Raw genomic sequence first — 10,365 nt, forward strand, 5'->3', positions numbered from 1 at the left:
AGTTTCGGATGCGTCGACTGACACACCGCTTTCGCGAGCAAGCCCGCTCCCACATTTAGACCGAGTCGGTCTTAGTTGCTCTTGACGGCGTAATCCGGCTTTTTGTCATTGCCAGGGATATACGGGCTCCACGGCTGGGCACGAATCGGCTCCTGGGTCTGCCACACCACCGAGAACTGCCCGTCAGACTGGATCTCGCCGATCATCACCGGCTTGTGCAGGTGGTGGTTGGTCTTGTCCATGGTCAGGGTGAAGCCGGACGGCGCGGCAAAGGTCTGCCCGGCCATGGCTTCACGCACTTTGTCGACGTCGGTGGACTTGGCTTTCTCCACCGCCTGCGCCCACATGTGGATGCCCACGTAGGTGGCTTCCATCGGGTCGTTGGTCACGGCTTTGTCCGCGCCCGGCAGGTTGTGGGCCTTGGCGTAGGCTTTCCAGTCTGCGACGAATTTCTTGTTCACCGGGTTCTCCACCGACTGGAAGTAGTTCCAGGCGGCGAGGTTGCCCACCAGCGGCTTGGTGTCGATGCCGCGCAGCTCTTCTTCACCCACGGAGAAGGCGACGACCGGTACGTCGGTAGCCTTCAGGCCCTGGTTGGCCAGCTCTTTGTAGAACGGCACGTTGGAGTCGCCGTTCACGGTGGAGATCACTGCGGTCTTGCCACCGGCGGAGAATTTTTTGATGTTGGCCACGATGGTCTGGTAATCGCTGTGGCCGAACGGGGTGTAGACCTCTTCGATGTCTTTATCCGCTACGCCTTTGGAGTGCAGGAACGAACGCAGAATCTTGTTGGTGGTGCGCGGGTACACGTAGTCGGTGCCCAGCAGGAAGAAGCGCTTGGCGCCGCCGCCTTCTTCGCTCATCAGGTATTCCACCGCCGGGATCGCCTGCTGGTTCGGCGCCGCACCGGTATAGAACACGTTCGGCGACATCTCTTCGCCTTCGTATTGCACCGGGTAGAACAGCAGGCCATTGAGTTCTTCGAACACCGGCAATACCGATTTGCGCGACACCGAGGTCCAGCAACCGAACACCACGGCGACCTTGTCCTGGGTCAGCAGCTGGCGGCCCTTTTCAGCGAACAGCGGCCAGTTGGAAGCCGGGTCCACCACTACCGGTTCAAGCATCTTGCCGTTCACGCCGCCCTTGGCGTTGATCTCGTCGATGGTCATCAGCGCCATGTCTTTGAGCGAGGTCTCGGAGATCGCCATGGTCCCGGACAGCGAGTGCAGGATGCCGACCTTGATGGTCTCGGCGGCCTGTACCGTCCAGGTCATGCCCATCGCGGCGATGGATGCCGACAGTGTGAAAGCCTTGATCAAGCTGCGACGCTTCATTGTGCAATCTCCATGACTCAATGATGTGATGAGGGAGTGATTGCAAAGGCTGTGCCGGGGCGCGCAATCGTGGTGCGCGCGAGCCGTGACCGGGCTGTGGGGGTGGGCGATGCACCAATGCGGCGCCAATCAACGCAGGCTGTGCGTGCAGGCGCACCCTGATGGTGCCTGGCGCCCCGAGCCTTAACTATCTAATGCCTGCGTCCAGCCAAACCCTTGAAAGTGAAGCCTGCCTGGTGCCCCCGGCAACCCAAGGGCAGCGCCAGTTTTCTTAACTTCACTCAAGTGACGATGAACATGGACAGTACTCACATTCAAGACGATCAAGCGGCGAGCACGCGCAGGCCGGTTCCCCATCTGGGGCCGGCGTTCGTTACCGATCACGATGCGGCCCATTGGGCGCATCAACAGATCGGCAACCGGCGCGAGACGGTATTTGGCGGGCTGGTTTTCAAGCGTGATGACGGGATGTACCTGCCAAGCGTGCCGGTGGCCGGCACCGCCACTGCATTCGACTTCCAGAGCGACCTGCTCAAGGTCGATGCCAACAGGAATTTCCTGGCGTACGAGGGCCACAACGTTCACGCCCTGTACAGTTCGCGCGGCGAGGATGGCACCCGACGCTCCGCGCAGATACAGCACTGGACAGGCGCGCAGCGCCGCCTGGATCGCAGCTTTTTCCCCATCAATATCCTGCGCATCATCATCCAGGTGCGCATGCTGTGCACCCGTTACTACCTGTCCGGGTTCTATGGCTCGCTCATCCAGTATGAAAGCAGCGGCTCTGCGACTGAGGCCAGCTTCTTGAACCAGTTGATGGCGGCCAAGCCTGCGGCCGATTTCGACGACTACATCGCCTTTATCAATCAGACGGCCAGGGCCGGCTACCTGCGGGTCATCGTTGCCAACGCCGAGCTGGGTGGAAAGCCTGGCCAACTGCTGGCGCCGTGGACCCTCAATCAGACCCTGTCGCAAATCGGGCAGGACGCACTGGCGCCTCTCGCCAGCCAAGTCAGCCGCCGGTGGCAGGACGCGGTGCGATCAGTCTTGCCGCCGCTGGGGTTTGCACGGCAGGAGAGTCTCTTTGGCTACCTGTACAAAAGCGCGTCGAACCAGTACGTGGCCGAATTTCCGTCGGATGAACTCAAGGCGGCGTTTGCGCTGACCAGTGGCAAGTTGTCACTGCCAAAAGTGCACAAGGCGGACAGTGAGTTTTTGACCTTCGGTATTTACTGCTCCCTATCACCGCAAGCGAAACCGACCGTGGCGAAAGAGTCGTGGCTGGCGGAAAACTTCTTCACGGCTTCCGCGTTGGCTGCCGTGGTGATGATGGCGGGGACCGACGACCTGGGCTTGCACTTTTACTTGCGCGCCAACGACGGCGCGCTGCTGATGTACCACTGCACCGGCTCGCAGGCGCAGTCCCAGCTGTTCGCCAATCGCGGCGCGGATCTCGACGGACGCTTGAAGGACGCTACCTTGAGCCCTTCCGAGTTTGTCCGGCAAGTGGCTGCCGTGGGCACGCTGACGGTGGTTGAGCCCGGACGGATATGGGACAAGGCCGGAGTGGTAGGACCGCAATGGAGGGCCTTCGCGAAAGTCCATGCGTCGCTGAGCCCTGCCTTCGTCACTGCCGATGATGTCGCACGCTACCTGCATTACAAGGTGGGTTCACCCCACGGCTCTTTTCTCCAGGCTTACATCTTCAAGCGCAGCGATGGGCTGTTTGTGGCCTCCAGGCTGTCAGACCCTGACAGGTGGCTGTCGTTGTGGGGCGGGGCATTGCCCACCGACAACGCTCTGACGCGGGTCGAGCTTGAAGGGCACCAAATGGTTGGCGAGTTCAATCGACCTGTCTACGACCTGGCCGAGGTGCGTGCCAACTATCCTCAAAAAACCTCGCGACAGCTGGCGTTCCTGATCAGTACACCGTCGACTCAAGCAATCGACATGACGCTGGTTTTTTCCGATCAGATCAAGGTGCTTTACACCAGCGGAACGAACGGTACGTTGATCAAATACGCTGTCAGCGGCTCTCGGGCCGAGCGTGAATTCGGCGAGTACCTGGCACAAGTTGAACGCGATGGCCAAGGTGTGGCCCGCGTACAAGGTTTTGACGGCACGCGTGAAGGGCTGATCAAAGAGCTGGTAAAACTCGGTGAGTTGACGGTGCTGCTGGCGGATGAGACCTGGTACAACGTCCAGGGCCGGGTCCCGGCCACCTGGGAGCCCGAAACGCCTTTCGCCGCCGCAGCCCCCATTGATACGCCCCTGAGCTGGGTTTTCACTGACCTGGCAACCGCCGCCCGTTATGCCCATGACCGTATGCAGGCAACGGCGGATGGCCGGCGAGTCGGTTGCATCCTCAAGCACTCGAGTGCAGAGCAGTATGTGGTCAGCGAGCCTTGCGCACCGATACCCGCCGGCGAAACCCTTTTCGTGTTGGCGAATGTTTTTGGCAATGCCAGCCTGCCGCCAGGCTTCGCCCTGCGTGGCTGGTACTGCCGCAGCGCACCGGACGCCACCGGCATCGGCGCCGAACCCTGGTTGTACGAGGGCTTTATCGACACCACGGATTTTGCCCAGGGGATTGCCGCGCTGCGCATCCACCCCGAGAGCAATCTGGCCTTCTACCTCAGCACGGCGGACGGCGCTCAACTGGCCTATGACGCTTCCGGCTCGGCCGAGGAAAGCCAGCTCTACCAGGTGCTGCCCGATGGCCGGGTGACGGACAACGGGCTGGGGGATGAACTGCGGGCCGCCACCGTGACGCCCCACGAGATGATCCAAAAGGTCGCCGCCGCCGGGGCGCTGTCGGTGTTGCAACCGGGCACGTTGTGGGATGTGGCGGGGCTGGTCGCCGACACCTGGCGACCTTACGCACTGGCACCCCGCCCGCAACTGAGCCGCGGGTTTCTCCAGGTAGAAGACGCGGCACGCTATGCCCACGGGCAAATCGGCAGCTGGCGTGAGGGCGAATACTGCGGCTATATCCTGCAGCGCCCGGACGGTCTCTACGTGGCCACTGAGCCATTGTCGGCCAGCGACGCCGGGCGCTTTGCCCTGGGCGTTGTCTACCCCCAGGACGTCAAGGGCCGCTCACTGCTCCCGCCCGGTCACATGCTGAAGGCCGTGTACGGTTCCAGCCGCGGGGTTTCGTTGCTGGAACCCGAGCGCCTGCAGCGCCCGGGCTGGTCGCGGGACGATGCCTGCCTGGAGGCGCAGATGTTCAGCGCCCTGGACGTGCACACGCTGATCCGCAATCGCCAACAGGTGTCCGTGGCCTACCTGTCGGGCGCCGAAGATTGTTTGCTGGCGTATGACCTGATCGACTCTGCCGCCCAGGCGAACCTGTTCAAGGCGCTCGACCCCTTGCCCCATCGCAGCCCAACGGCCCTCAACCTGGCCAGCGGCACGCTGACGGCGCGGGAGTGGATTAGCCAGGTGGCGGCGGCCGGCAGCGTGCGGGTGGTGCAGGCCAACCCGTTGTGGGGCGCGCCGGGGCTGATCGCCGAACACTGGCGGCCACGCCTGCCGATACCCCGGCGCGAACGTCCGGAGCAGATTGCCTATGGCCCGGTCTGCGCCAGTGCCGCTGACGCGGCTCGGGCACTGCACACGCGCCTGGACCATGAAGCACCGACGCAAACCGGTTTCGGTTTCATGCTCAAGCATCGCGATCAGGACGCCTTTGTCTGCTCCGAGCTTGTACCCGCCTGGGATAGGGCCGGGCTGTTCGCCTTGAGCGCCGTGTTTGCCGTGGATGACGAAGGCGAGTTCATTTACCCCGCGGGTTATCAACTGCACGCCTTGGTTTACCGGCGCAACTGGATGCCACAGGGGCTGACCACCGCCGAACACTGGCTGGCGCAGCATTTTATTTCGGCCGGGGATCTGGCCAGTGCCACCGTCGAGGCCAAGCGCCAACGGGAGACAGGCGCACTGACGGGCTTGCCGGTGTTTATCTCGACACTGGACCAGGCGCTGCTGCAGGTACAAACGCCGGTGGCATCGACGCTGTTCAACCCGGTCCGCCAGTCGTCGGGGGTCTTTGAAGACGTGCAGACCTTGATGGCCAGCGGGCAGCTCTCGGCGGTCGGGTTTGTCAACGAAGTGGCGAAGTTGAGCTGGTTGAGCGTTTTGGTGCCGAGCGAATGCTGGGCGTTGGCGGGTAAGCTGGATGTCAGCCAGGCCCCATGGACCGCCTTCGCCAACTTTATGCGTCGCCCATTGAGCCCGCTGTTCAGCAACCAGGCCGATGCGGTGCGTTACGTCCACCAACAGTTGGGCACACAGCGCGACACGCTGCAAGGCGGGCTGGTGTTGCAGCGCAACGGCAAGTTTGTCGCGACCCTGGTGGTGCCGGTGTTGAGTGAAGACTTCGACCCGAACGTCATCCTGCCGGGCCTGGACGTCAGCCAGGCGCTGCTGGCCCCTGGTTGGAAAATGGTCGCGCGCTACCGGTCACGTGTCGCCCGGGTGCTGGAGTTCTGGTTACCCTCTGAAGAAAACGCGGTGTATCAAAACCTGTTCTCGACCAAAGTACTGGAGACCGCCCTGAAGTCGGGTCACCTGTGGACCCACGAATACCTGCTGACGCCCGACGGCTCACTCATCGGTTTCAGTACCCAGGACGCCGAGCGCAGCTTGCTAGATTCGGCCCGGCGCAACGAAGCGACGCAGTTGCTCAGCCACCTGGAAACCTCCCTGGCCCCCAACAGCCTGGCGCTGCACGACCCTTACAGCAATGCCGTCGAGCAGTAGATGCGCAGCGGCCGCAAGAGCCCCACCGAGCTGGTCAATCAGCTGGCGCGGGTGGGGACTTTGCAGGTACTGGAGGGCGGCCCGTTGTGGGGCACTGCCCAGCGTGTGCCGCCGGGCTGGATGCCCGGCCTGGCCTACGTTGCGCCGCAGGCGGCGGTCCATGCCGTGGCGGATCGGCAGCTGGGCCCGGTGTTCAAGCATGCTGACGACGCGGCACGCCATGGTCATCAATACGCCCAGGCGCGCGCCGATTTGAGCTTTGGCGTGATTCTCAAGTCCTCCGACAATGGGCATTTTGTCGCCTGCGCACCGGTCAAGGGCGACGACCTGGGCTTTGCCCTCGACCGGGCGTTCCTGCGCGGGCAGTTGCCGAGCGGGTACAGCCTGCAAGGCCTGTATCTGAGGCTGCCGCAGCGTGCTGCGCCCGAGTTGCCCCAGGCCGAAGGCTACGCGCAACTGATGGCTCCGGCCGTGGTGCTGGCGGCGCTGAGCTTTTTGCGGGTGGCACAGAGTGAGCGGTTCCTGGCGTTGCATGTGTCGTGTGCCGACGGCTCACTGTTTCGGTACCAGGCGGTGAGGATCGACCCGGACTGGGATTCCAGCCGCCGGCAGGCGGCGTATCTGAAACACCTCAACAGTCGTGGCAGCATCGACAGCCATGTGTTGAAACTGGTGGAGTCCGGCGAGCTGCGGGTACTCGACAGCAGCCCGTTCTGGGATGCCTTGTTGCCTCGGATAAAGCGCCTGGCCACGACACTGGCAGTGCGCGATACCCGCATGGCCCTGGGCCCGTTGTGCGCCCACCCGGACGATGCCGCGCGCCAGGTATGGCAACAGGTTGTGCCGCTGGAGCACCAGGCGCGGCTGGGAGCGGTGCTGGGCAACGGCGACAGCGACACCTTCATCGCCGTGCAACCGGTGGCAGACCCGGGCCCCTCGGTGGCCGTGGGACTGCGGCCGGACACACCGGCCTACAAGGCATTGTTCGAAGGCATCATGAACCTCGGCTACCCCGGCACATCGACCCGCTACCCGGCGGGCTACAAGGTGATGGGCGTCCAGCAGTTGTTCAAGCTCGACACCGAGCGCCAGCATCTGGCGGATCGCTACGAAGAAGGCCTGGCCCACAACTTCATTGCCCAGAAGGAAATCCGCGGGTTCATCGAGATGCTGCGCCAGGACAAGATCGCGGGGGCGCGGTACTACTTCACCCCGGTGCACGGCGCGTTGATTGTGTATGAGCCCAGCTATCACGCGGACGAAAGCCAGTTGCTGCGCGATGACTGGATCGACGAAGACACGGGTGTGGTGAAGGTCAAGCCCAGCGAGGTGATCCGCCGGTTGGCGACCTCGGGCAAGCTGACCATCCTGGAAACCGATCGCTTCTGGCAACCCCGCAGCCAGGTGGCGCGGCGCTTGTTGCATGCATTCAAGCAGGCCGACCAGGGGGTTTAACGCCGCCGCATCAGCCCGATAAAAAACAGCCCGCCAATGGCCGCCGTGGCCACGCCGATGGGCAGGTCTTCGGGGGCAATTATCGTGCGGGCCGCCACATCCACCCACACCAGGAACACACTGCCCAACAGCACGCACACCGGCAGCAAACGCCGGTGTTCGGCACCTACAAGGCGCCGGGCAATGTGCGGCACCATCAGCCCGACAAAGCCGATGGAGCCGCTGATGGACACCAGCACGCCGGTCATCAGCGAGGCGATCAGGAACACCTTGAGCCGCACATTGCGCGCGTTCAGGCCCAGGGTCACGGCGGTCTGTTCGCCGGCCATCAGCGCGTTCAACGGGCGAGCCATCCCCAGCAGCAACACCAGCCCCAGCAACACCGTGGCGAAGGGAATGGCCAGCAGTTCCCAGCGCGCCAACCCGAGGCCGCCGAGCATCCAGAACATCACCGCCGAGGCCGCGCGATGGTCGCCCATGAACAGCAGCAAATTGGCCACCGCCATCATCACGAACGACACCGCCACCCCGCACAGCAGCAGGCGGTCACTCTCCAGCCGACCGTTGCGACTGGCCACCGCCAGCACCACGATCATGCTCAGCAACGCACCGATGAACGCCGCGATGGGCAGGGTCAGCAAGCCGATCACTTCACCCACATGCAGCACCACGATCACCGCACCGAGGGTGGCGCCGGAGGTCACGCCCAGCAGGTGCGGATCCGCCAGCGGGTTGCGTGTGACGGCCTGCAACACCGCACCGATCAACGCCAGCCCGGCGCCCACCAGGGCACCGAGCAACATGCGCGGCACGCGGATCAGCCACACGATATGTTCCTGCCCCGCGCTCCAGTCCACCTCGCCAACGCCGAAGGCTTTATGCAGCAGGATCCGCCACACCACGTCCACCGGTACCCGCGCCGAGCCGAACCCCAGCGAGACCACGCATGAGATCAGCAACAACGCGCCAAGGGCACTCAGCAGCAGGGCATAGCGACGGGTAATCATTCGCCGTGAAACCCCTTGGCCAGGGTTTCAACCGCCAGTACGTTGTCGATGCCCGGCGTGGCCTGCACGTAGGGGATCACGATAAAGCGCTGGTTCTTGATCGCGTCCACCGATTGCAGCGCCGGGTTGTTCAGCAGGAACTGCTCTTTTTGCTCGGCGGTGATTTCGCTGTAGTCGACGATCACGATGACCTGCGGGTTGCGCTCCACCACGGTTTCCCAGTTGACCCGGGTCCAGCTGGCGTCCACGTCATCGAGAATGTTGCGCCCACCGGCGGCGTCGATCAGCGCCTGGGGCATGCCCAGGCGGCCGGAGGTCATGGCGCGGTCTTCGCCGCTGTCGTAGAGGAATACGCGGGGCTTGTCGGCCGGCAGGTTTTCCTGCACTTGGGCGACCTGTGCCTGCATCTGCGCGATCAGTGCATTGGCGCGGTCCTGCACATCGAAGATCTTGCCCAGGTTGCGCAGGTCGTTATAGGTGTCTTCCAGGGTGGCCGCCGGCCGCTTCATCACGAAGGCACAGGACTCGGTCAGCTCGTAGACGTTGATGCCCAACGGTTGCAGGGTTTGCGGGGTGAGGTCGCCACCGACGCGCATGCCGTAGTCCCAGCCGGCGAAGAAGAAGTCGACGTTGGCGTTGAGCAGGGTTTCCACCGACGGGTATTTGCTCGCCAGTTCCGGCAGGCCGTCGAGGATCTGCGCCATTTCCGGGGTGACCGACTTCCAGCCGGTCACGCCGCTGTAGCCGGCCATGTGCGACTTGAGGCCCAGGGCGAGCATCATCTGGGTCATGTTGATGTCGTGGCTGACCGCGTGTTTTGGTGCCTCGGCGAAGGTCACTTCGCGGTTGCAGCTCTGGATTTTCAGCGGGTAATGGGTCGCTTCGGCGAACGCTTGAGCAGTGCCGAGCAGCAACGCGAGAGACAACAGGGAGCGCAGGATCATGGTTGGGTTATCCAGGTAATTCGGGGGTAGCCAGACAAGGGGTGAGTGTCGATCAATGCTTCAACGCCGAACACCTCGCGCAGCAATTCGGCGGTCAGCACTTCGTGAGGTGTGCCGCTGGCGACGATGCGCCCGTGGTTGATCACGTACAGCCGATCACAGAACGCGGCGGCCAGGTTCAGGTCGTGAATGCTGGCCAGGGTGCCGATGTTCAGGCGCTTGACCAGTTGCAGCAATTGCAGCTGGTAGCGTGGGTCGAGGTGGTTGGTCGGCTCGTCGAGGATCAGCAGTTGCGGTTGCTGGGCCAGGGCGCGGGCGAGGATCACCCGCTGTTTTTCTCCGCCCGAGAGGGTGGCGAAGGCGTGGTCTTCAAAGCCCAGCAGGCCGACGTTATCGAGGGCCTGGCGGATCAGGTTCTGGTCTTCAAGCGTATCGCTGTCGAACAGGCCCTTGTGCGGTGTGCGGCCCATGGCGACCACTTCATCCACCCGGAGGCCGAAGGCGTCGGGAAACTCCTGGAGCACCACGGCAATGCGTTGCGCGCACCACTTCGAGGATTGCTTCCAGACGTTCTGGTGTTCCAGCAGCACCTCACCGTCAGCCGGTTTGCTGAACCGATAGGCGCAGCGCAGCAGGCTGGTCTTGCCGCTGCCGTTGGGCCCGATCAGCCCGACGAACTCACCGGCGTTCACGTGCAGGCTGGCGTCACGCAGTTGGAACTGGTGATGACAGTGCTCGTGGCCTGGTGGGGTCCAGGCGAGGGCGGTGAGGTTGAGTGAGGTCATCTTTACTCTCAGGTCCAACACAGAACAAATGTGGGAGCGGGCTTGCTCGCGAAAGCGGTGGATCAGTAACAGA

At 63.3% G+C, this 10,365-nt stretch carries 6 protein-coding genes; 2 read left to right on the plus strand and 4 right to left on the minus strand.

From position 1 onward, the window contains the following. Nucleotides 1-71: 71 nt before the first annotated feature. The gene (gene urtA, locus ACW9I6_RS26075) at nucleotides 72-1,337 is read right to left on the minus strand and encodes an urea ABC transporter substrate-binding protein (RefSeq protein ID WP_003217372.1); all 1,266 of its coding nucleotides are present in this window, start codon (nucleotides 1,335-1,337) and stop codon (nucleotides 72-74) included. A 297-nt stretch (nucleotides 1,338-1,634) separates the two neighbouring features. Here urtA and ACW9I6_RS26080 point away from each other — a divergent pair, with 297 nt between their 5' ends. Beyond that, nucleotides 1,635-6,101 carry a hypothetical protein gene (locus ACW9I6_RS26080; protein ID WP_457340008.1) on the plus strand — a complete coding sequence of 1,489 codons (4,467 nt, stop codon included), beginning with the start codon at nucleotides 1,635-1,637 and terminating at the stop codon, nucleotides 6,099-6,101. Next, nucleotides 6,102-7,556, plus strand: coding sequence for a hypothetical protein (locus tag ACW9I6_RS26085; protein WP_457340009.1), 1,455 nt, complete (start codon nucleotides 6,102-6,104; stop codon nucleotides 7,554-7,556). It begins immediately after the preceding gene. Here the strand turns inward: ACW9I6_RS26085 and ACW9I6_RS26090 are convergent. The 3 genes from ACW9I6_RS26090 to ACW9I6_RS26100 are packed head-to-tail and all read right to left on the minus strand — an operon-like array spanning nucleotide 7,553 to nucleotide 10,292. Further along, nucleotides 7,553-8,563 carry a FecCD family ABC transporter permease gene (locus ACW9I6_RS26090; protein WP_457340010.1) on the minus strand — a complete coding sequence of 337 codons (1,011 nt, stop codon included), beginning with the start codon at nucleotides 8,561-8,563 and terminating at the stop codon, nucleotides 7,553-7,555. The two genes, ACW9I6_RS26085 and ACW9I6_RS26090, sit on opposite strands and share 4 nt — an antisense overlap. Further along, nucleotides 8,560-9,507 carry an ABC transporter substrate-binding protein gene (locus tag ACW9I6_RS26095; RefSeq protein ID WP_177022480.1) on the minus strand — a complete coding sequence of 316 codons (948 nt, stop codon included), beginning with the start codon at nucleotides 9,505-9,507 and terminating at the stop codon, nucleotides 8,560-8,562. Before ACW9I6_RS26095 ends, ACW9I6_RS26090 begins: the two co-directional genes overlap by 4 nt. Next, a complete protein-coding gene (locus ACW9I6_RS26100; RefSeq protein WP_003217364.1) occupies nucleotides 9,504-10,292 on the minus strand; it encodes an ABC transporter ATP-binding protein in 789 nt (262 codons plus the stop codon). The genes ACW9I6_RS26095 and ACW9I6_RS26100 overlap by 4 nt, the downstream gene beginning before the upstream one ends. Nucleotides 10,293-10,365: the final 73 nt, after the last annotated feature.

Source organism: Pseudomonas sp. SDO5522_S412 (assembly GCF_054071215.1).